Genomic DNA, 21765 nt, shown 5'->3' on the forward strand with positions numbered 1-21765 from the left:
TCATCTAAGTTCTAGCACTTTCTTAAGCATCAATTTGGGCTCGATCAAGTTCAGAAGCACCCGCCACGATAAAGCCTTTGCGAGGTTCAACTTCCGATCCCATCAAAAGCTCAAAAATCTCCTCAGCTTCTTTTAACGCCGCTTCATCAGCTAAAGTAATCCGCCGCAAAGTACGGTGAGTGGGATCCATCGTGGTTTCCGCCAGCTGATCCGCATCCATTTCCCCCAAACCCTTATAGCGTTGGATGGGTTCTTTATAAGAGCGGCCCTGGCGTTTCAACAAAGCTAACTTTTCACGCAATTCTTCTTCCGAATAGGTGTAGATTAACTCCTTTGGTTTCCTCCCCTGTTTCGGCACTTCAATCCGATGGAGCGGCGGAACCGCCGCGTAAACACGCCCGGCTTCAACTAAGGGGCGCATATACCGGAAAAATAGTGTCAGCAGCAAAGTACGAATATGAGCGCCGTCTACATCCGCGTCAGTCATCAAAACGATTTTTCCATAGCGGGCTTGGCTAATGTCGAAAGTTCTTCCCGACCCTGCGCCGATTACTTGAATAATCGCCGCGCATTCCGCGTTAGAAAGCATATCCGCAGTAGATTTCTTTTGCACGTTAAGAATCTTCCCGCGAATCGGGAAAAGAGCCTGATACTCTGATGAACGCGCAAATTTCGCAGTCCCTAAAGCAGAGTCGCCTTCGACAATGAACAGTTCTGACTTTTCAACGTCGTTAGAACGACAGTCAGCTAACTTAGCTGGCAGTGAAGAAGTTTCTAAAGCGTTTTTCCGCCGCGAAATTTCTTTGTGAATCCGCGCAGAAACGCGGGCTTTCATTTCCCCAACGATCTTTTCTAACAAGGCGTCATTAGTTTGCTTATCACCTCGTTTAGTGGAAGCGAATCTTTCCTTAAAGTAGTCGGTAACTACTTTATTAACTACCTGACGTACCTGGGGAGTTCCCAGAATTTCTTTCGTCTGCCCCTCAAATTGAGGTTCGGGGAAACGTACCGTAACCACGTAGGTAAGCCCCGCTAAAATATCATCTTTTTCAACGCGCTCATCTTTAGCAGTTACCTTTAGTTTCCGCGTATTCTTTTCAACTTGCGCGCGGATTACCTTCACCAGCGCCTGCTCGAAACCCTGCACGTGAGTGCCGCCTTTAGGCGTGGCTACAATATTCACAAAAGAACGATCAATAGTGTCATAGCCGATTCCCCAGCGTAAGGCAATATCCACTTCGCAGGTTCGTTCTAACTCAGCCATCCGCCGTTCGCCCTCGTCAACAATGGGGACTGTCTCAGTGAAGTTACCTTTGCCTTGAATGTGGAGTGTATCTGTAACCGCCCCATCTTTTGCTAGGAAATCTACGAAGTCTACTACCCCGCCATCAAAACGGAGAACTTCTTTTACCAAAGTATCTGCACGTTCATCGATTACTGTTAAGGTTAAGCCGGGAACTAAGAAAGCTGTCTGGCGGGCACGTTCAACTAATTCTTCCCAGCGGAAAGTTTCTGCGGCTGGGAAGATCTGGTAGTCCGCCCAAAATCGGACTCTGGTGCCGGTAACCCCGCGTTTTGCTTTACCAACGACTTCTAACTGGGAGCGGTCAATAAAAGGAGTGAACGGTGAATTAGGGGTGCGTTGCTTAGTGTCATCAAAAGTACCCGGTTCACCGCGGCTAAAGCACATCTGGTAGGTTTTTCCACTTCGATCTACCTGCACATCCAAGCGTGCTGAAAGAGCGTTTACAACTGACGCGCCTACCCCGTGTAAGCCGCCGGAGGAACCGTAGGAACCTGCCCCGAATTTACCGCCGGCGTGTAGTTTAGTGAAAACAACTTCCACCCCAGAGAGGTTAAGTCCTTTAACTTCATCAACGGGAATCCCACGGCCATTATCTGCAACTGAGGCAGAGTTATCATCGTGTAAAGTTACTTGGATATGATCGCAGTGGCCTTCTAAGGCTTCATCAACTGCGTTGTCGATAATTTCCCACAGGCAGTGCATGAGTCCCCGATGGTCGGTTGAGCCAATGTACATACCGGGTCGTTTACGTACCGCTTCTAACCCTTCTAAGACAGTTAAATGCCGGGCGGTATAACTACGACTTGCGTCATTCTTTACTGTTTCACTCACTCTCCTAGTTTACTTGCTATTAAAATTTTTGCCGGTATCAGACGATTTACGAGTGTCATGTCGAGGGCGGTGATTCTGCCGGTAGCGAAAGCAGCGGTTTCAACCCCGAATAAGTAGGTGGTTTCAGGGATGATAGAAGTATGAATGAAGAAGAAACTGTAGCAACTGGTTTGAAGGTATCTGACCGCTGTGATCTTTGCGGGGCACAGGCTTTCGTGGAAGTTATCATGCAATCTGGAACTTTACTATTTTGTGGACACCATTCTCGCAAATTCCAACACACTTACGTGCAGCAGGCTGTGCGGGTAAATGATTACACGCATCTGTTACAAGCCTAAGATAGAGACTTTATAAAAATGTTTAGCCACCTGAGTTTCAGGTGGCTAAACATTTTAGGGGTTTAAATCAGTCTAGGTAATCGCGAAGCACTTGGGAGCGCGATGGGTGGCGCAACTTAGACATAGTTTTAGATTCGATTTGGCGAATACGTTCACGGGTTACCCCGTAGACTTTACCAATCTCATCAAGGGTTTTTGGTTGTCCGTCTCCCAATCCAAAACGCATTGAAACTACGCCTGCTTCACGCTCTGATAAGGTATCTAGCACCTTGTGGAGCTGTTCTTGAAGTAGGGTGAAGGAAACGGCGTCGGTGGGAACGATTGCTTCAGAGTCTTCAATCAAATCACCAAATTCTGAGTCACCATCTTCTCCCAGTGGAGTGTGCAAAGAGATTGGTTCACGCCCATACTTTTGAACTTCAACAACCTTTTCTGGGGTCATGTCAAGTTCTTTAGCCAGTTCTTCCGGAGTGGGTTCGCGTCCCAGGTCTTGCAGCATTTGCCGCTGGACTCTGGCAAGTTTGTTGATTACTTCCACCATGTGCACGGGAATACGGATGGTGCGCGCCTGATCTGCCATGGCACGGGTAATCGCTTGGCGGATCCACCAGGTAGCGTAGGTAGAGAACTTGTATCCTTTGGTGTAGTCGAATTTTTCGACTGCACGGATCAGCCCCAGGTTGCCTTCTTGGATCAGATCCAAAAAGAGCATTCCGCGTCCGGTGTACCGTTTTGCCAAGGACACTACCAGTCGGAGGTTTGCTTCTAACAGGTGATTTTTTGAGAGTTGTCCGTCCTGTACCAGGACTTGTAATTCGCGGCGCAGTTTTGAGGGGAGTTCGTCCCCGGAGGTTTTAATCTTATGCTCTGCGTACAAGCCGGCTTCGATACGACGCGCTAAATCCACTTCGTCTGCGGCGGTAAGGAGCGATACCTTACCGATCTGTTTCAGGTAGTCTTTTACCGGGTCGGTAGTTGCTCCGGCGACAGTTACTTTTTGAACTGGTTCGTCAGTGTCATCAAGGTCAGAGACAATGAAACCACCGGTTTTAACCACTACATTTTCTTCTGGATCAGCTTTACCGGGTAGTTCTTCGTTTTCTTCGTCGTCAGTGTCCTCAAGTTCTTCTTCCAGGTCAACTGCGTCGTCATCTAACGTAAGATCTAGTTCTTCATCTACCTCAGTGAATTCTTCGGGTTCTTCCAGTTCTACGTCAGTTTCAAGCTGAGTTTCTTCAGTGTCAGTAACTGCGGTTTCTATAATTTCTGGTTCAGTAGTTTTCTTTTTCCGTGAAGCGCGCTTAGGTTTTTCTTCTGCCTGCGCTTTAGTGGCTTTAGGCTCAGCTTTTTTCGCTGTGGTTTTTTTCGCTGTGGTTTTCTTTTCAGCAGTTTTCTTCGCTACAGGTTCTTCTTTAGGCTCGGCTTTTTTTGCCGTGGTTTTCTTCACTGCAGTTTTCTTCGCTGCAGTTTTCTTTTCAGCAGTTTTCTTCGCTACAGGTTCTTCTTTAGCGGCAGCTACTTTTCCAGTTTCTGCTGCTTTTTCAGAGGCAGCTGCTTTAGCGGTAGTCTTCTTTGTGGCTGACTTTTTTCTGGTAGTTGTTTTCTTAGTTTCAGCCTCTTTGCGGGTGGCTTTTACTTTCCCGGTTTCGGATTTTTCTTCCGACTGCTTAGCGGTCTTTGACGTGGTCACAAAGATCCCCTTCTTAGTTTTTCGCACCAACAAAGATAATTATAATTGGTATTGCATTTTATACCCAATTAAAGGTACCCTATGTTACTCGGCTACGCCAGTTTTACAATTTTCTATTACTTTACTTCTCTTTTACAGAAACTCGGGTAAACCGTATTCTGTGGTGGTGAGCACCGGACAGGGCGCATCTAGCATGATTCTTGAAGCGTTTATTCCCAGGTCAGTAACCCGCGACCCACCTTGACGCAATCCAAGCACAATTAGCTTAATGTCATTTTCTTTTGCATAGTCCAGGACAGATTCGGCTACCGATACTCCCACCGGAGCATTAGAAACTTTAAACGAAACGGAAACATTTTCAAGTTCATTCCAAAGTACTTCTAAGGCATCGGATTCTGTTTTCGGATCTGTGAAATCTCTGCGAGAGGCCACCAGCACTTCTAAGGACACTCCAGCCAGTTCACAGCAACTCAATGCTACTTTTAACGCCATCACAGATTCTTCATTGCCGTGGAAGCTGACTAATACTGCCATTCGTGCGCGCCTTTCTACCTTGTTCTTCAGCCGTTGAAGAAAGGGGTTCAGGTTAGGAAGTTGCACCACTTGCAAAGTGACATATCTTCCGGAGGGTATTTAACACTTACCAGTTTAGGGTATTTTTGAATCATGGATGTAGCAAAGGTCCCAGGCCCCACGTTAATTGATTTACCTCAGTTTAGTTCTGCTGTTCATCAGCGGACTTTGGAGTTGGCTTCCCAGTTGGCGAAGCCCTACGAAAAGCACCCTGAGTTTAATCGTTTTAAATCATTAGTTGATTCCTATTTGGGTGAGGGGAAAACTCTTCGCGCCCTGGGGGTCAGTGTGGGAGCCTTCTTAGCTGAAGGTAGTTACCTTTCTTTCCCTCCTGATGGTTTTATCCGCGATCTGGGGGTGGCGATGGAGTTTTACCAGGCTTCAGCGTTAGTCCACGATGATTTAATCGATAAGGTGGATCTGCGCCGTAATCATCAGACGATTCAGGTGGCCGCTGGTAAGTTTTTACCTCCGGCTGCAGCTGATGCCACTGCCGTTTTAGTTGGTGACTATCTTTTGTCTTTGACTCATGCGGTTGCCAATTTAGCTTTAGCGGAAAAAGAAGCCCAGTTGGCAACGCAGTTGCACGATTATATTGCGGGGATTACAGCCGAGGTCGCCTGGGGACAGTATTTGGATATCTTAACTGAGTCGCATCCTTTAACTGATCCTCAGGGTCTTAAAGCCCATGTCTTAGATGTAATCACTGTAAAGTCTGGCCGTTACTCAGTCATGCACCCGCTGGTTTTGGGCGCTTTAGCAGTTGGCGGATCCGCCGATTTAATTTCCGCTTTACAAACTGCCGGTACTGCCTGGGGCTTAGCATTTCAGATGCGTGACGATGAGATTGGCATTTTCAGTGAAGAGTCTGTCAGTGGAAAGTCAGTTAGTTCGGACATTAGTGAGGGTAAGCGCACTGTGCTGTTGGCGCTGACTTTGGAGCGTGCTTCTGCAGCCCAAAAAGACACGCTGTTAGCCGCATTAGGAAACCGAGAGGTGACTGCTTCTCAGATCTTGGCGGTACAAGAGATTATTCATGCTACAGGTGCATATCAGGTACATGAGGAGCTAATCGGACTGCAGCTTGAGAAGGGTTTCGCTGCCTTTGGTGGTTTGTCTTTAGATACAAAACACCAGCAGGTCTTGCAAGAGTTCGCTAACCTACTGGTGAATCGTCGTTATTAACTTCTTTGGAAGCCTTAGAAAGTTAGGGTGAGGATAAGTGTGCGGAGTTCTTTAACTCGTTTTTGTGCTAAGAGTTCTAAGGGGCGTGCTTCTAAGGCAGGGTTGTAACGATCTAACCATTCCCCTGCTTCGATAAATTCAAATCCGGCATCTTGGAGCATGATTAAAGTTCCGCGTAGCTGCGGGTGCACAATCCACCCATGTTGGCTTTTCACGAAACAATCTTTAGGAATCAGGGGTTTGCGGTCAACGTAAACTTTAGGTAGTTCATCTTCTTGCCACATTTGTTTAATCCGTCTTGGAGTGACTCCCAGTAGTTGAGCGGCTTCATTTTGCGTGTAGTAGGCATCTAGATTCGTCATATTGGTAATCTTAGTAGATTGCGTAGGTATTTTAAATTTCTTGAGTTAGCTTCTACGCTTTTCTTTGTTTTCTGCCTGCTGATTCTTCTTTTTACGAAGTTTTTGCGTAGTATAAGAGTGTGGAAAATGGTACCGAAAAATCATCTGCCGCGGAACAGGATATTTTAGCTGATCCGCTTATCGGCATGATTGTTGATGGGCGTTATCAGGTTGAGAAACTTTTGGCTCGTGGTGGCATGGCTACTGTTTTCTTAGCACAGGATATTCGTTTGGATCGTCCGGTTGCTTTTAAAATTATGCATCCGCATTTGGCGGAGTCTGAAGAATTTGTGAATCGTTTCCGCCGTGAAGCGCGGGCTGCTGCGAAGATTCTCCATCCTGCGGTGGTTTCTGTTTTTGATCAGGGCGTGGTGGCTGGCTCTGGCTATTTGGTAATGGAATATGTTCCGGGAATTACGCTTCGTGGACTGTTGCAGAAGCAGGGTGCTTTATCTGTCCGAAAAGCGCTTGATTATTGTGAAGCAATTTTGCAGGCACTTAACGTGGCTCATAGTGTGGGGATTATTCACCGTGATATTAAGCCTGAAAATGTTTTAGTTTTACCTGATGAGTCGATTAAAGTTACAGATTTTGGGTTAGCCCGGGCAATTTCTGATGTGTCCTCTGCTTCGACTGGTTCAGTTATGGGGACGGTTGCCTATTTGGCGCCTGAGATTGTTTCGGAAGTTAATCCCGATTTCCGCTGTGACCTGTATTCTTTGGGAATTATGCTTTTTGAAATGCTCACAGGGACTACTCCGTTTGCTGAGCGTACGGCGATTCAAGTGGCATTAGCCCACGTGTCCGAGGATATTCCTGCTCCGTCTAGTTTGGAAAGCTGGCTTCCTCCAGAGGTGGATGAGTTAGTTTGTGCCCTGGCGGCTCGCCAGGTTTCTGAACGTCCCGAGTCTGCGCAGGCTGCTTTAGAAATGCTGCAGCGGGTTCGCCGCGAAATGCCTCCTTCGATTCTGGAAAGGTATGCTGAAGTCGTTCCAGTTGATATGGAGGCTTCTACTCAAACGATTCGTGAACGCGGTGATACTTTAGCTTTGCCGCGCGATGAGTTCACTGATACGGCTGCACTCGGCGCAGTTACATCTGCGAAGCAGGTTAGTTCCGGCAGTTGGGTGAGTATCCCCCACTTTAGTCGCACAAATTCAGATTCCGAGGACGTTGCGGAAACATCTGGGTCAGATCGCCCAGTATTTGCAGGTCCAACACAAAAACCAAAGCGACGTGGTTTACGGATTGCTATTTGGAGTGTGTTAGCGATTATTTTCCTGACTGCTTCCGGTTTAGGTGGCACCTGGTGGTGGTATGAGTATGGTCCGGGGTCTTATCGTGAAGTAGCTGCTTTAGAAAATGTTGCTTACCAGGAAGCCGTTTCTCAGTTAGAGCTTTTGGAACTTAAGTTTGAGGTAGTTGAAGAGTTTTCTGATACGGTTGCTACCGGCGTGGTGATTAGAACTGAACCGGGTACACCTGGAAAGGTGCACAAACGTAGTGTTGTGAAGCTGGTTGTTTCTAAGGGAGTTCAGATGGTGGTAGTTCCAGATGTGACTACTAAGCCTTTAGAAGAGGCTAAAACTGAACTTACGGCTGGTTTATTAAAAGTCGGTGCAGTTAGTGAAGATTATTCTGAAGAACACCCTGAGGGGACGGTTATTAGCCTGTCCCCAGCTCCAGCTGAGACAGTGCCCCACCATAGTGAAGTTTCGATTGTTGTTTCTAAAGGACGTAAACCTATTGAGGTACCTGACTTTAATGGATTTAACCGTAGCGACGCTGAAGTGAAATTAACTGAATTAGGTTTAATCTATCAGGTAACTGAAGAGTTTAATGATACGGTTGCCGCTGGTGGAGTGATTTCACAGTCGGTAGCTGCCGGAGAGACTCTTTATAAGGGTGATTCAGTTAGCTTAGTGATTTCTAAGGGGCCTGAGAACCGTGAGGTTCCTAATGTGGTTGGTAAGAACTATGAGGAAGCAAAGAGTATTTTAGAAAATGCTGGGTTTAAGGTTGAGACTCGTAGAATATTTTTAACTTTCGGCCTGGTAGCTGATCAAACTCCAGCGGGGGGAAGCGTTGTAAAGGTTGGTTCTACTGTAACGCTTTCTTTAGTTTAGATAGTTGATGAGTGGGGATACCTAAAAGGTATCCCCACTCATCAACTATTCACTACCCTAGTTGTCTATTCTTCTACAGTTGGGATGAGTCCCTCACCTTGAATATGTTTTGCCGGGTAGGTTTTGCTTCCACACTTAAATTCATCAGGAAGTTCTTTATAATCTGCCCCAATTGCTTCTACGCCAATTGGTACTTGAGATTCTTTGAAGATTAAAGTGTCATGTGTTTCATTGACGCTTACTTCTTCGCTGAATACTAAGAGTTTTCCATCATGGTCAAAAGCACAAACTTGGTTGTCTTCCACAAAAATCTTTTCGATTCTGTAGATAACTCCGATGGAATCTACTTTTTGGGGGGCTGGTAAAGTAGGGGCAGTGGGGCCCTGTGCTTTTCCACAGCCGGCTAATACTACGGCCAGTGAAGCAGCAATAATTAGCATATTTCTTTGTTTTTTCATTCTAACCTCCGTATATTCTATAGATACTGATTAGGATAAGTTCTCATTGGTTCCGTTTTGTAAAAGTTCTGCTACTCTAAATGCCATTTCCAATGACTGTTGGTGATTAAGACGCGGATCTACTAGGGATTCATAGCGCTGTTCTAAATCTACTTCAGTTAAGTTTTCTGCCCCGCCCAGCACTTCGGTGACGTCATCACCGGTTAGTTCAATATGCAGCCCCCCAGCTACTGTGCCAACCGCTTGGTGGGACGCGAAGAATCCTTCTACTTCGTTAAAAATCGTATCGAAGTGGCGGGTTTTTATTCCAGAATCTGTTTGGATCGTATTCCCATGCATGGGGTCAGAAAGCCAGACAACTTCCTTTCCTTCAGCTTGCACGGCTGCCAGGATTGGGGGCAAAACATTTCTGATTTGCTCTGCTCCCATCCGCGTGATGGCGGTAAATTTTCCCGGTAGGTTCTGCGGATTTAATTTTTCACTCAAGGCCAGTACTTCACTGGCAGTTGCAGTGGGGCCCAGTTTCACGCCAATCGGATTCTTAACTTTACTTAATAGTTCTACGTGGGCGCCCTCAATATCGCGGGTTCTTTCCCCGATCCAAAGAAAATGCCCAGAAGTATTGTAAAGCCCATCGTTGTGGGGGGCGGGACGTATCATGGCAGCTTCATACTCTAATAGGAGGGCTTCGTGGGAGGCATAGAAATCCTGGTCGCGTAAACCTTCTATTTCTGCCCCAGATGCCACCATAAATTTTAGTGCGCGCCGGATGTCTTCAGCCAAGGATTCGTAGCGGGAGTAGGCTGGATTAGTTTTGAAACCTTCATTCCACTTATGGAGTAGGTTAATGTCTGCAAATCCGCCTTTGGTGTATGCGCGGATTAGGTTTAAGGTGGCCAGACAGTGCTGGTACATTTCTAATAGTCTACTTGGGTCTGCCTGTCTTTCTTCTGCCGTATACGCAATTCCATTTACCGCATCCCCCCTATAGACGGGAAGCGATTCATCGGCGCGTTTTTCTACATCTAAGGAACGAGGTTTCGCGTACTGTCCGGCGATTCTACCGATTTTTACAACTGGTAGTGAAGCTCCGTAAGAAAGGACTACTCCCATTTGTAGGATAGTTTGTATTTTGAGGCGGATTTGTTCTTCAGTGGTGGTGGCGAAAGTCTCGGCACAGTCACCTCCCATAAGAACGAAACTTTCTCCCCTACCGGCAGCTGCCAGTTCACCGGTGAGTCGTTCGATTTCCGTTGCGTAAACCAGTCCGGGGCGAGTGCGCAGGGTTTGGGTTATCTCCGTTAGTTTATCTTCCGCCTGATAATGCGGCTGTTGCTTAGCAACCTTTGTCCGCCAAGATTCCAACAAGCTATCCTCACTTACCTAAGTAGTTGGGGGTTTACCGCTATTACCTGCGGTAAACCCCCAAACTTTAGTTTTAGATCACTTAGTTTCTGGTGCAGGAGAGATAGCTTCTCCGATTTCTGCCATTAGTTCCTTGAACCAAGGAGTACTAATGTCGAATGGCTTATGTCCTGCGATTCGCTTGAATGGAATGGCCTTTAGCTTGTCGCCGTCTTCTTCATCATGTCCGATTACGCCAGGTTCACCCCGAAGAGCACATTCAACTGCGTAGTCAGTCATAGATTTAATCAGGCGGAGATCTTCTGCGTTAGCTGCTGCAGCGCGAGAGAAGTAACCGGATTTTTGAACCATTACCTTTTCTGCACCGATCTTTTCTGCAAATTGCTTTGCAAACCAGTTACCTGGGTTAATGGTGTCAAGTTTGACGTGGCCAAATGGGTCACGCTGTACTTCTTGTCCGTTAGCTTCCATCTCGGCAATAATTTCCGCTACGCCAGCGCCCTCGGAAAGGAAAATATTTACGTTGCCAACCCCATCCATAATGGCTTTCAAACGGGCTGCTTCACGGTCGATTTCTACGGCATCTTCAGGAATGTAAACTGCGTGAATATCCCAGCGTTCTTTAGAAAGACCCAGTTCTGGAGCCCATTCCTGCTTCTTCCACCAGTCGCGGTAGGCTTTAGCTGCAGCTGCAGTGAGGTATCCGCAGTTACGTCCCATAACTTCGTGAATAATCAGCATACGTGGGTTGGAGCGGTGTTCACCAATAATATTCTGAGCGAACTTCGCAGCTTCTTCAGCAGCTGTCCAAGCTCCCAGGGACTGGCGAACTGGTACCACGTCGTTATCAATTGTCTTTGGTAGCCCCACTACGGTTAGCTGGTAGTTATTTTCTTCCAAGTAGTGTGCCAGATCTGCGGCGGTGGTGTTAGTGTCATCTCCACCGATAGTGTGAAGCACATCAACCCGGTCAGCGCGCAGGCGTTCTGCAGCGACTGCCAGCGGGTCTTCGCCCTCTTTAACCAGGCCACGTTTTACCAGGTCGTTTGCGTTAGTGAGTTTAACGCGGGAGTTACCGATTGGAGACCCCCCGAACTTGTGTAAAATACCAGCTTTTTCGCGAGCTTCCTCGCCAATTACAATGTAGTTACCGGTAAGCAAACCATGGTAGCCGTGTTGGTAGGCGATAATTTCGATGGATGGATCCAATTCGTTGTAGCGTTCAATTAATCCGCCTACGGCAGAAGAAAGACAGGGGGCAAATCCACCTGCAGTCAAAATAGCTACGCGCTTAACAGTCATCAATTTACCTTTCGGTTAGACGCTTAAAGTAGTAAAACATGATGTGCACTTATTATTCTACAGGGTTTTCAGGCGGGGATTTTCCCCCCAAAGACCCACCTAGTTTAATCAGCTGCTGGTTGGGGGCGATCGGTCTTAGCTCCGGAGGGAATTGGGCCGGCAAATTTACCTTCTGCTGCTAGTTGCAGTTTACGATCAGCCGCATACATATCCACGTATTCTTGCCCAGAAAGAGCTTGGATTGCCTCAATAATCTGATTGGCTACGGCGCGTAGCGTTGGACCGTCATCTTCTTTCCCCTGTAGATGAGAAAAATCCAGAGGTTCGCCAACCCTAATTCCAACTGGATGGCGGGTGGGAATACGCTGCCCGATTGGTTGTGCTACGTCAGTGCCGATCATGGCAATAGGAATAACTGGGGCTCCGGATTTAATGGCAAGTTTTGCTACGCCTACCTTTGCTTTGTAAATCTTTCCATCAGGGCTACGGGTTCCTTCTGGGTAGATTCCAAAAAGTTGCCCGGCCTTTAATACTCCCAGCCCAGCATTTAAGGCACTCTCAGCTGCGCTGCTTGAAGATCTGTCTACGGGAATAACCCCTACTCCGCGCATGAAGGAAGCGATTACACGCCCTTTGAAAGTTTTGGTTTTGAAGTAGTCGTCTTTGCCGATAAATACGATTTGTCGGTCGCATAAAAGTGGTAGAAAAACGGAGTCAAAAACTGCCAGGTGATTTGAAGCTAGAATAGCTGCGCCGGTGGTGGGAATCTGTTCTTTCCCTTCGATCCAGGGCTTGTAGTAGGCCTTTAGCAGTGGTCCCAGCCCTTTCTTCAACACCTGGTATAGCATCTATGCGTCCTTCCGCTAGTTTATTTTTTTAACTTGGTAACTTATCGTTATTTATAGTCTATGCTCTTTAGGAGTGATTGCACATCTTGTCTACGTTTTCTTCGGTAGCTGAGCAAATTTGCAACAACTGCGGGCATTCACCAATTTTTGAGGAGTCTTACACATTGTACGCGGATTTACTTACTAATCCAGATTTTCTTAACCAAGCAACCTTCCTGTCAGTAGATATTGAAACTACCGGTTTAGAAGCCTCGGCAGCGATAATTGAAATCGCTGCTGTGAAATACCAAGCTGGAAAGGTAATCGGAGAGTTTTCCTCATTGGTTAATCCACACCGACCGATTCCCAGTTTTATCGAAAACTTAACTGGAATTAACAATCAGATGGTTGCCACTGCCCCGCCAATTACCCAGGTTTTAACTGACTTCCTCACTTTCGCAGACTTCCCTAATACGATCCTTTTAGCACATAACGCCAGATTCGATACGCGCTTTCTTATGTTGGCCTGCCAGCAAGCTGGTTTCACTTGGCCCACCCCTGCGTCGATCGACACAGTTTTATTTTCCCGTGCCGTCCTGCCTAAACCAATGGTGGCAAACCACCGGTTAAGCACGTTAGCGCAGCATTTTCAGATCTCCACCCCACAAGCCCACCGCGCTTTAGCTGACGCCTACACCTGTTTAACACTTTTCCACCACCTGCTTCAGCTTTCTGCTAAAACCCCTATCCCACCGGAAGTGTTTACCGTACTCAGTGCAGAAGACGTTTGGGATTAGACTATACTCACTCCAAAATGAACCCTAAATTTATGGTTTGGGCGGGAGAACTTAGTTCTCCCGCCCAAACCATATGTACGTTGTAAGTTATTAACGCAAGATTTTTTTAATGCCCTCATTTAGAGTTACCGCATCAAATGGGGTAGTTAAAATATGGGTTGCACCAGAGAACTGCGCTAACCATTCGTCCTGCTGACGAGCCACCAGCATCAATGAAGGGGCAGTATTGTCATTTTCAACATTCAAACGGCGGAGCAATGCCATCCCCCCTACCTTTTGAGTTTCACCGTCTAAGACTAAAGCATGAATGTCATTTTCAGTAAACTTCATTACCGCCCCAGCTTCAGTAGCAGCTTCAATCCAGTTGATAGTTGGAAAATCTTTTCCAGGACGCACACCTACTGCATCCATAACCATTTGCCTAACTTCACTGTTATCACTGTATAGCAACACGTTAATGCTGCCACGGTTTTCAGTTTGCGTCATTTACCAGTCTCCCCCACTTACGGTTGATTAAACTATCTTAAGTTTAAAGTAAAAAGTTCGTCTCTAAAATCCTACCTGATTTTAGAGACGAACTGCAGTTTACTATTTCGGAATTGTCCCGGTAATATCCACTACAAAAATAACCGGAGCAGCCTTAGTCTGCTTATCTTCGGGAGTATAAATCAACACCCGAGAACCAACCTTATTTCCAGTGACTCCAGGTACATCCCCTACCGGTCCGTTAGAGAGGCTCGGTTCATTACCCCAGCTAGATTGCACCGCAGTTTTAGTATTAATGTCATAGGCCACTACATGGTAGAGCACCACATCTTCAGCAGTAATTTCTTTACCAGTACCTTCTGATAGCTTAACTACTTTCTGATCGGTCGGCAGTGCCGCTGCGTCAGTTATCTCAATCTTAGGTTCCGTTCCTAAGTCCCCCGAAACACTAATACCTGGAAGTGATTCATTGGTTAAAGTTGCCGCTGAAAGTGCAGAAATATCAGCTGTATCAACCGCAGCCACAATATCAACTACGAAAACAAGGGTTGAACCCGGCTTAATTACTTCCCCAACCGATTGATTACCGTAACCCCACTGAGCAGGAATTACCAGCTGGACGCGGTCACCAACTTTTTGATCTGCCAAACCGTAAGTCCAACCCGGAATTACTTGCTTGAGAGAAAAAGAAATCGGCTGTGGGCCATTTTCACCAGCGCGGGCAAAAGAAGAATCGAAGATAGTGCCATCCCACAAGGTTCCCACGTAGTGAGCTACCACCGTGTCGGTAGATTTAACAACTGGACCATCGCCCTGTTTTAGAGTTTTCGCAACAACTTTATCTGGAGCGTTTCCAGTTCCTGGTTTAATAGTGGCAGAAACTCCGAACTCGCCTTCAACGGCAGGTAATTCACCCTCATAATTGCGGATTACTTCCACCCCACCATTATCGGTAGCTTTATCTTTTCCACTTTCACCGCAGGCAGATAAACCTACTACGGCAATTAGTGCAGTTACAACTGTGGTAATAAACTTTTTATTCAAAATAGAATCCTTGATACAGGTTTGGAAAAATGCCCGGTTTAAGAGAAAGATTCTCCACAGGCGCAGGTGGAGCCAGCGTTAGGATTATCAATCGTGAAGCCCTGCTTTTCAATGGTGTCAGCAAAATCGATAGTCGCCCCATTGAGGTATGGTACTGACATCCGATCGACTACAACTTCAACGCCTCCAAAGTCACGTACTGCATCGCCATCAAGTAAACGTTCGTCAAAGTAAAGAGAGTAAATCAGACCGGAGCATCCGCCCGGAGAAACGGAGACACGTAGACGCAGATCGTCACGTCCTTCTTGTTCTAAAAGGCTACGGACTTTATCAGCAGCAACTTCAGTCAAAATAACTTCATGTGTGGGTGTTTCTACGCCCATGTTTAGTCTCCTTATTGAAGATGATTGTTCTTTCTTAACTTTACAGATCAGAAGGAAAAAATGGCAGTGGAAAAACGCTTATCGTGGGCGAAGCCACGTCTGCGTTAAGATTCGAGCCGCATCTTCCACAGTGAGCGGTTTCCTCTGCCCCCCGTAGCATGCCGTGACATTCCATTCAAAAAGCTCATGTTTAGACAGCGAAGCTTCTTCCGTAAAAACAATTAGCGCAGCCCCTGAAGCAGCCGTCAGATCCTTTAAGATCCCCAAAACTGAAGTAGCCACTGTTTGTGGGTGTAGCTGTGGGACTACCGCCACCATAAGAGTTTCGCTAGTTACTTGGGTTTCTAACCGTGCGGAAAAAGCAAAAGCCTCCAAAGCCCGCCCTCGGAATCCCTGGACTAGTTGCGGTAATGCCCCCACTCCAAAGCCAACTCCCGACCCATCGGCGCGAGCTGGGTTCCAGTCTCGCTCCACCGGACTGACCGGCTCTAAAATACTTTCCGAAAGTAAAAAGTCTTTCGCAGCTTGGAAGAATAACGTTAAACGAACTAAATCCTCTGAAGCAAGCGTGTTAATGGGAAAAGCAGCCGGAGTCATCGTGAGAACTGAGTCTGCCCCCAATAAAGGACGCTCAGACAAACCCAAAACCTGCAGTCGGCGCCCCCGCAGATTTTTTCTAACTGTAATAATTAAATCTCTAACTGCCTGGGTGAACTCATTTTTCGGAAGCGTAAAAAGCGCTAGCGCCCGCGCATAGTCCCAACCTGCCCAAGCTGTTAAAAGACCAATCCCAGCCCCCCACTGATGAGGAGGCAAATTCGCGGCGAAAAGTTCCGCAGGCATAAGCTCATGATCGGCAATAACCGTGGTGATTTCTCCCGCCGGAGCCCACGCGTTTAAATCAGCTAACTCAGCTACCTCAATCACCCGCTGCTGCTTAGCTTCTAACAGTTTAGTAATCCCTTTTACAGAAGTATCCCAAGCTTGAAAAGAAACTTCCGGACACTGCTTAGCAGGTAACGCAAGCAGATCGTGAGGAGCCCCGATTTCAAGAGGCTGCCCCACGATCAATACCTGCTTAAAAGGTCGCGTCATGGAAAGGGTAATACCAGCGGTTTAGTTTTTAGCGAACCGTAAAAGCATTAGGGCTTCAGCTAAAACTGCTGCTTCCAAATCACCTAAATGCTGGCTTTCATTCTCTGAATGAGCATTCGTGGCCGGATCTTCCACCCCGGTAACGATAACCTGCGCCTGGGGGAACTCGCGTTGGAAGTCAGAAATGAAAGGAATAGAACCACCTACCCCGATATTTACTGAAGGCACTCCCCACGCATCAGAAAGAGCCTGATGGGCAATTTGAGCGGCCTCAGAGCTTAAATCAGCCTGATAGGAGGGGCCAAATTCGCCCTCGGTAACAGTCACTTTCGCCCCGAACGGGATATTAGCGTTAATGTGCGCCACCAACGCTGCCATGGCTTCTTTCCCATCAGTACCCGGTGCTAAACGAACCGACACCTTAAAACGACATTCCGGTGCAATCGTGTTTGACGCATTAGCTACAGAGGTGGCATCAAACCCGATAATCGAAAGTGCAGGTTGAGTCCACATCCGGGAAGCTAAATCACCGGTACCTGCAAGCTCCACTCCGGGAAGTAAAGATGAGTCTCTGCGGAAATCTGCTTCGTCCCAATCCACGTCAGCTTCTTTACTGCCAGCTAAACCAGCAATTGCCACATCACCTTGGTCATCGTGGAAAGTTGCGATTAAACGGGAAGCTAAAGTAACCGCATCAAGGATTGGGCCCCCAAACATTCCCGAGTGTAAAGCGTGTTCTAACACCTGCAGGTGAACTTCCGCGTCCACTAAGCCACGTAGGCTGGAAGTTAAAGCTGGTGCTCCCACCTGCCAGTTATCGGAATCTGCCACGATAATGTAATCGGCTTCTAAAAGATCATGATACTGGCGGAGGAAGTTATTAAATGAAGGAGAACCAATCTCTTCTTCTCCCTCAATGAAAACTGTGACGTTTACAGGTAGTTCTTCAGCTAAAAGCTGTAGGGCTCCCCAGTGAACTACGATTCCGGCGCCATCGTCTGAAGAACCGCGCCCGTAAAGGCGCCCATCGCGAATGGAAGGTTCAAATGGGGGTGTCTGCCAGCGAGATTCATCTCCGGCTGGTTGCACGTCATGGTGGGCGTAGAGAAGAACTGTGGGGGCGCCGGCGATTTTCTTCGTTTGTGCAACTACTGCGGGGCGTCCAGCTTCCCCATTTTCTGCCGGTGCAGATAGAATCTGAGTGCTCAACCCCAATGCTTTAAAACGAGCTTCCACATGGCGGGCTGATTCCCAAACTTTTTCTTGGTCAAAAGTAGATGATGAGACGGAGGGAATCCGGATCAGGTCGCAAAGTTCATCGACGATACCGGGGAACTGTGTATTTAGTTTTTCACGTAGAGTTTCAATCATACTTATAAAGCTAACATTTTTTAAGGTAGAGTATTAATGTTTACCTGTTCTTTAGACTGAAAGAGTATGGAATGTCCGAGACTACTGAGCCTAACACCGGAAAGGGCCGTCCCACTCCAAAACGCAAGGATGCGCAGGCACGTAAACGCCGGGACATGATCCCCGCTGATCGGAAACTGGCGAAGAAACTTGCCCGCGAGCGGCAGGAGGAATTGTGGCGTCGGCAGCAGGAGGCGATGGACTCTGGTGATGAGCGTTATATGCCTGTACGCGATAAGGGTAAGGCGCGTCGCTTTATTCGGGATGTGATTGATGCCCGCTGGTCGGTAGCTGAGCTGGTTTTGCCATTGATGTTCTTAATGATTATTACCATGATGGTGTTGGCTGGTTTAACTACCACGTTAGATCCGCTTTTGGCTGCGCGAATTCTTGATTCGATTACCTGGGTGACTTATGGTTTCTTGCTGCTGTCGATTTTAGAGACTACTTTTGTCTACTATCGTGCTAAGAAGCTTTTTGCTGTGCTTCACCCTCAGGAGGAGTGGTCTAAGCGGAGTTGGTTCTACGCTTTTTCGCGGATGATTATGCCGCGGCGTTGGCGTCAGCCTAAAGCTCAGGTTGAGCGCGGACATAAGTTCGAATAAACCTGGATTGCTTAACTCTAATAGTTTTGAATAGCTCTTATAAGTGGCTCCCCATTTTATTGGGGAGCCACTTTAGTTTTGGCCCCACTTTAGTTTTGGGAGCCACTTTAGTTTTAGAGCACGACCGTAGTTTATTGACTGTTTTGTTTAGCGGTAGTTTTGGATTGCTCGGTTGATTTGAGCGGGCCAGCTGGGGCCTTGGTAGATGAAGGCAGTGAGGGCTTCTAAGAGGTCGGCTCCGGCATCTAAGTAGCTGATGGCATCATCTATGGTGGAGATTCCGCCGGTGGCGATAATGGTTTTGTCGTAGTTAAGTTCTTGCCGGAGGTTTTGGACGATATTTAGTCCCCTGCCAAGCAGGCGGGGGCCAGAGATTCCACCGCTTCCGTATGAGTGTTTAATGGTGGTGTTAGCTGCGACTACTCCGGCTAGGTTTGTTTCATTTACTATTTGGCCAATGTGGAGAATATCTTCATCTACCAGGTCGGGAGCAATCTTAACGAAAACTGGGATTTCCCGGTTAGCTGCTTCACAGGCGGTTTCTTTAGTGACTTGCAGGATTGGTTTGAGGGCTTCAACGGATTGCAAGTCTCTTAATCCGGGGGTGTTTGGGGAGGAAACGTTGATAACTATAAAGTCTGCGAGGGGGGCCAGTTCGCGGGCGCAGATGCGGTAGTCGTTAAGGGCTTCCTCATTTGGGGTGAGTTTATTTTTTCCGATATTTGCTCCGACGACTATTTCTTTCCCGTTTTGGGTGGCGCGGAGTCTGGTTAGTTTTTGTTTGGCGGCCTGTACTCCGTGGTTGTTGAATCCCATTTGGTTGCGGATTTCTTGGGTTTCGGGGATACGCCATAGTCTGGGGCTGGGGTTTCCTGGTTGCGGTTTGGGGGTGATGGTGCCGATTTCGACGAATCCGAACCCGAGGGCGATGAATGCGGCGATTGCTTCAGCATTCTTATCCATTCCCGCTGCTAATCCTAAGCGTCCGTGTAAGCGTTTTGGGAGGAACGAGGAGTTGGGTGCTATAGAGGTATCTGTGTGGTTGAAAGCTGCTTTTAGGGCGGCGCGGGTAAGCGGGTTATTTCCGGTGACGCGGAGTGCTTCCATCACTATTTTATGAGCGGTTTCAGGGTTGGAGTGGGTGATCAGATTGTCGAATATCCAACGGTACACAGTGTTTCCTCACATAGATTGGGTTGTGTTTGAAAAGTTTTAATCCCACCAAGCCCACCATCCGCTTCTGCCTGGGTTCCAGTAGGGGCGCAGGTAGTGGAGTTCATCTGGTGGGGCCAGATAACTCTTTATTCCCAGTCTATTAGCTATTTCTTCGAAGAGGCTTTCTTCTGCGCCGGGTTTTATGAATCTTTCTGTTAGGTGAGGTATTTGAGGATAGTAGATGAATCCTTCGATGCTGATTCGTTCATCGAAGCGTTGCGCTCCAATGGCGTAGCCGAAGAGTTCTATTTCTTGGTGATTTTCACTGGCTAAGGTGAGTAGTTCTGCGCATAGTGGCGCGTTATTTTGTCGGTCAGTTAGGTTTTTGGCGGGGAGTTTATTGAGGAGTTCCTGCGCGGTTTTGCCGCTGATTCCCCCAAATGGCTCGTAGTCTCTAAAAGGTGTGGGCAGAGATTTTGCGAAGTCAAGCTGTGTATCGTGAGGGTAGGTTAAATAGGGTTGGAGTAGTTGGGTTATTCCCTGTTTGCTGAGCCAACCGCGGGGTGCGTACATACCGGCTTGTTCCCTCCTGGGCTGATTCATGACGGTGCCTTTCTGTAGTTCTTCATGGAAGGTTTCCCTGCTTAGTTGCTTTTACTTTAGGGAAAGTTGCCTGTTTTTAGCCTGAGTCGATCAGCTACGTGTGGATTGCGAGCGATTTTCTTTGCCTGTGCACACTTTTTTGGAGACAATACTTTTGTGCTTATTCATCTAACTGACTTAAATGACGAACGTTTAAACGACTATCTGCACATGACAGATGTGGCTTTGCGTTCTAAATCAGAACCTGCCCAAGGACTTTTCATGGCGGAATCTAAGAATGTGATTTCCCGAGCAATCAACGCTGGTTATCGGCCTCGTTCTTTCCTGATGGCCCCGCGCTGGTTGGATTCTATGGCCGAAATACTTGAGCAGTTTGGTCCCGAGGGCGGTGAAATACCGGTTTTTGTTGCCCCGGAAGAATTTTTAGAAAAACTCACCGGATTTCATTTACATCGCGGAGCGTTAGCTGCAATGCATCGTAATCCCCTGCCTGCAGCGGCTACCCTTTTAGCTTCAGCTCGACGCATCGCGATTTTAGAAGATATTGTTGATCACACTAATGTTGGCGCTATTTTTCGCTCTGCGGCTGCCATTGGAGTAGACGCAATTTTAGTTACCCCCTCTTGCGCAGACCCACTATTTCGCCGCTCGGTAAGAGTTTCCATGGGAACTGTTTTCCAAGTTCCGTGGACGCGTTTAGATACCTGGCCTGACCGGCAACTATTAAAGGACTTTGATTTTGAAATTGCTGCCTTAGCTTTAGGAGAAAACACACTCACCTTAGACCAGTACGCAGCAGAACTCGCTTTAGATTCCACCCGCAAAGTAGCTTGGATACTGGGCTCTGAGGGCTACGGCTTAAAACCACGTACCCTAGCCTCTGTTGATAAGACAGTTATGATCCCCATGAAACACGGCGTAGATTCCCTTAACGTAGCTGCAGCTGCAGCGGTAACATTTTGGGCAACAAAATGATTTCCACTTGAGATTCCCCCACCTACCTGCAGTTTTTACAGTTTACTCAGAGTAGACTAGTAACAAAATACTTTTATGGAAAGGAAAACATATGGCCACCCCACATATTAACGCTGAACTTGGAGATTTCGCCCCCGCAGTTTTAATGCCCGGAGATCCTAAGCGCGCTGAGCGTATCGCCCACCTACTTATGGACGACGCTAAACTTGTCACCGACGTACGTGGCATGCTCGGTTTCACCGGCACTATCAATGGACGTCCACTTTCAGTAATGGGGTCAGGTATGGGACAACCATCTGCCACCATTTACGCAACCGAACTATTTAAGTTCTTCGGCGTTGAACGGATTATCCGCGTAGGCACCTGTGGTGGTATTTCCCCTAAAGTTAAAGTTGGTGACGTAGTAGTTGCCCTGGGCGCACATACCGACTCTTCGATGAATACCTACCGGATTCCTGGAATTAACTTCTCTGCAGTAGCCTCCTTTAAGCTAGCTGCCGCCGCAGTAGCAGCTTCCAAAGATGCTGAAAACGTTCATGTGGGAACTATTCTTTCCCGCGACCACTTCTACCTCCCTGTAGCCGGTCAAGTACAGAACCTAGCTGACTACGGTGTCCTCGGGGTGGAAATGGAAGCAGCCGCCATGTACGGGGTAGCTGCTGAATTTGGTAAAGAAGCCCTCACTGTGCTCACCGTTTCAGATCACCTCTTAGACGGCAGCTCTGATATGACCGCTGAAGAAAGAGAAACTAAGTTCCGCGGAGCCTTAGATTTAGCGGTAGCCGCCGCTTTTGCTTAAAGCTAAAACGC

Annotated in this window: 22 protein-coding genes; 7 read left to right on the forward strand and 15 right to left on the reverse strand. The window is 47.5% G+C overall.

Features of this window, described 5'->3' with window-relative positions:
• Positions 1-22: 22 nt before the first annotated feature.
• A complete protein-coding gene (locus NXS08_RS02920; protein ID WP_259137048.1) occupies positions 23-2137 on the reverse strand; it encodes a type IIA DNA topoisomerase subunit B in 2115 nt (704 codons plus the stop codon).
• A gap of 140 nt (positions 2138-2277) precedes the next feature.
• Here NXS08_RS02920 and NXS08_RS02925 point away from each other — a divergent pair, with 140 nt between their 5' ends.
• Positions 2278-2475 carry a hypothetical protein gene (locus tag NXS08_RS02925; protein ID WP_259137050.1) on the forward strand — a complete coding sequence of 66 codons (198 nt, stop codon included), beginning with the start codon at positions 2278-2280 and terminating at the stop codon, positions 2473-2475.
• Positions 2476-2542: 67 nt separating this feature from the next.
• Here NXS08_RS02925 and NXS08_RS02930 read toward each other — a convergent pair whose 3' ends face one another.
• A complete protein-coding gene (locus NXS08_RS02930) occupies positions 2543-4165 on the reverse strand; it encodes an RNA polymerase sigma factor (RefSeq protein WP_259137052.1) in 1623 nt (540 codons plus the stop codon).
• A gap of 132 nt (positions 4166-4297) precedes the next feature.
• On the reverse strand, positions 4298-4699 hold the full coding sequence (locus NXS08_RS02935; RefSeq protein ID WP_259137054.1) for a universal stress protein: 402 nt from the start codon (positions 4697-4699) through the stop codon (positions 4298-4300).
• A gap of 132 nt (positions 4700-4831) precedes the next feature.
• Here NXS08_RS02935 and NXS08_RS02940 point away from each other — a divergent pair, with 132 nt between their 5' ends.
• A complete protein-coding gene (locus NXS08_RS02940; RefSeq protein ID WP_259137056.1) occupies positions 4832-5923 on the forward strand; it encodes a polyprenyl synthetase family protein in 1092 nt (363 codons plus the stop codon).
• Positions 5924-5937: 14 nt separating this feature from the next.
• On the opposite strand, the gene NXS08_RS02945 is transcribed toward NXS08_RS02940, so the two are convergent.
• Positions 5938-6285, reverse strand: a complete 348-nt coding sequence (locus NXS08_RS02945) for an Rv2175c family DNA-binding protein (RefSeq protein ID WP_259137059.1) — start codon at positions 6283-6285, stop codon at positions 5938-5940.
• A 119-nt stretch (positions 6286-6404) separates the two neighbouring features.
• Between NXS08_RS02945 and pknB the strand changes: the two genes are divergently transcribed.
• Entirely contained in the window at positions 6405-8450 is a 2046-nt protein-coding gene (gene pknB, locus NXS08_RS02950) for a Stk1 family PASTA domain-containing Ser/Thr kinase (RefSeq protein WP_259137061.1), read from the forward strand.
• Positions 8451-8515: 65 nt separating this feature from the next.
• Here pknB and NXS08_RS02955 read toward each other — a convergent pair whose 3' ends face one another.
• From NXS08_RS02955 to NXS08_RS02970, 4 genes are all read right to left on the reverse strand, one after another.
• Positions 8516-8908, reverse strand: coding sequence for a hypothetical protein (locus NXS08_RS02955; protein ID WP_259137063.1), 393 nt, complete (start codon positions 8906-8908; stop codon positions 8516-8518).
• Between the two features lie 30 nt (positions 8909-8938).
• Positions 8939-10276 carry a 3-deoxy-7-phosphoheptulonate synthase class II gene (locus tag NXS08_RS02960; protein ID WP_259137065.1) on the reverse strand — a complete coding sequence of 446 codons (1338 nt, stop codon included), beginning with the start codon at positions 10274-10276 and terminating at the stop codon, positions 8939-8941.
• Positions 10277-10351: 75 nt separating this feature from the next.
• Positions 10352-11575, reverse strand: coding sequence for a pyrophosphate--fructose-6-phosphate 1-phosphotransferase (locus NXS08_RS02965; protein WP_259137068.1), 1224 nt, complete (start codon positions 11573-11575; stop codon positions 10352-10354).
• Positions 11576-11679: 104 nt separating this feature from the next.
• Positions 11680-12423 (reverse strand): 1-acyl-sn-glycerol-3-phosphate acyltransferase, encoded by a 744-nt coding sequence (locus NXS08_RS02970; protein WP_259137070.1) that lies wholly within the window; start codon positions 12421-12423, stop codon positions 11680-11682.
• 86 nt (positions 12424-12509) lie between these two features.
• Here NXS08_RS02970 and NXS08_RS02975 point away from each other — a divergent pair, with 86 nt between their 5' ends.
• The gene (locus NXS08_RS02975; RefSeq protein ID WP_259137072.1) at positions 12510-13199 is read left to right on the forward strand and encodes an exonuclease domain-containing protein; all 690 of its coding nucleotides are present in this window, start codon (positions 12510-12512) and stop codon (positions 13197-13199) included.
• A 90-nt stretch (positions 13200-13289) separates the two neighbouring features.
• Here NXS08_RS02975 and NXS08_RS02980 read toward each other — a convergent pair whose 3' ends face one another.
• The 5 genes from NXS08_RS02980 to NXS08_RS03000 form a co-directional block, all read right to left on the reverse strand.
• Complete coding sequence (locus NXS08_RS02980; protein WP_259137074.1) at positions 13290-13685, reverse strand: two-component system response regulator; 396 nt, start codon at positions 13683-13685, stop codon at positions 13290-13292.
• Between the two features lie 102 nt (positions 13686-13787).
• On the reverse strand, positions 13788-14729 hold the full coding sequence (locus tag NXS08_RS02985) for an FKBP-type peptidyl-prolyl cis-trans isomerase (protein ID WP_259137077.1): 942 nt from the start codon (positions 14727-14729) through the stop codon (positions 13788-13790).
• Between the two features lie 38 nt (positions 14730-14767).
• Entirely contained in the window at positions 14768-15112 is a 345-nt protein-coding gene (erpA, locus tag NXS08_RS02990) for an iron-sulfur cluster insertion protein ErpA (RefSeq protein WP_259137079.1), read from the reverse strand.
• Between the two features lie 78 nt (positions 15113-15190).
• Entirely contained in the window at positions 15191-16177 is a 987-nt protein-coding gene (locus tag NXS08_RS02995) for a hypothetical protein (protein WP_259137081.1), read from the reverse strand.
• Positions 16178-16228: 51 nt separating this feature from the next.
• Positions 16229-17578, reverse strand: coding sequence for a dipeptidase (locus NXS08_RS03000; protein WP_259137084.1), 1350 nt, complete (start codon positions 17576-17578; stop codon positions 16229-16231).
• Between the two features lie 71 nt (positions 17579-17649).
• Between NXS08_RS03000 and NXS08_RS03005 the strand changes: the two genes are divergently transcribed.
• Positions 17650-18222, forward strand: coding sequence for a DUF3043 domain-containing protein (locus NXS08_RS03005; protein WP_259137086.1), 573 nt, complete (start codon positions 17650-17652; stop codon positions 18220-18222).
• Positions 18223-18369: 147 nt separating this feature from the next.
• Here the strand turns inward: NXS08_RS03005 and NXS08_RS03010 are convergent, their stop codons facing one another.
• Together NXS08_RS03010 and NXS08_RS03015 are read right to left on the reverse strand one after the other, a co-directional pair.
• Entirely contained in the window at positions 18370-19395 is a 1026-nt protein-coding gene (locus NXS08_RS03010) for a quinone-dependent dihydroorotate dehydrogenase (RefSeq protein ID WP_259137089.1), read from the reverse strand.
• 39 nt (positions 19396-19434) lie between these two features.
• Positions 19435-19980: a hypothetical protein gene (locus NXS08_RS03015; RefSeq protein WP_259137092.1), complete on the reverse strand. Its 546-nt coding sequence runs from the start codon at positions 19978-19980 to the stop codon at positions 19435-19437.
• Positions 19981-20136: 156 nt separating this feature from the next.
• On the opposite strand from NXS08_RS03015, the gene NXS08_RS03020 reads away from it, so the two are divergent.
• Both NXS08_RS03020 and deoD read left to right on the forward strand, forming a co-directional pair.
• Positions 20137-20955 (forward strand): RNA methyltransferase, encoded by an 819-nt coding sequence (locus NXS08_RS03020; RefSeq protein WP_259137095.1) that lies wholly within the window; start codon positions 20137-20139, stop codon positions 20953-20955.
• Positions 20956-21046: 91 nt separating this feature from the next.
• The gene (deoD, locus tag NXS08_RS03025) at positions 21047-21754 is read left to right on the forward strand and encodes a purine-nucleoside phosphorylase (protein WP_259137097.1); all 708 of its coding nucleotides are present in this window, start codon (positions 21047-21049) and stop codon (positions 21752-21754) included.
• The last annotated feature ends 11 nt before the right edge of the window (positions 21755-21765 follow it).

Source organism: Gleimia sp. 6138-11-ORH1 (assembly GCF_024814355.1).
GTDB lineage: Bacteria > Actinomycetota > Actinomycetes > Actinomycetales > Actinomycetaceae > Gleimia.